This is a genomic window from Kocuria sp. HSID17590 (assembly GCF_003989485.1).
In the GTDB taxonomy this organism is placed as follows: Bacteria; Actinomycetota; Actinomycetes; order Actinomycetales; family Micrococcaceae; genus Kocuria; species Kocuria salsicia.
In genome coordinates this window covers 1-248 of record NZ_RBMB01000086.1, presented here as the reverse complement: position 1 = coordinate 248, position 248 = coordinate 1, and the positions used below count along the sequence as shown (strand labels likewise).

Here is a 248-nt window from a genome sequence, read left to right as displayed (position 1 = left end):
CGACGCGTGACCGTGTCCCGCGGCACGCCCTCGACACCGCACTTCCGACACCACGGGTCGTCCTCGACGACGCGGCATTCGATCGTGGCCCGATCCGGCTCGATCAGCTGGCCGACGGCGACGAGGCGGCAGAACGTGGTCAGGTCAGGGGTCGCGAAAGTAGGGTGGAGCACGTCGAGGTCTTTCGGGATGGCGAGCGTGAAGAACTTCCATCATCCGGGAGACCTCGACCCCTACCCGGCCACCGA

1 pseudogene is annotated in these 248 nt (G+C 67.3%); it reads right to left on the bottom strand.

The window, feature by feature from the left end:
• Nucleotides 1-173, bottom strand: a pseudogene (locus D8M39_RS12515) (ISL3 family transposase); the annotation flags it as partial.
• Nucleotides 174-248: the final 75 nt, after the last annotated feature.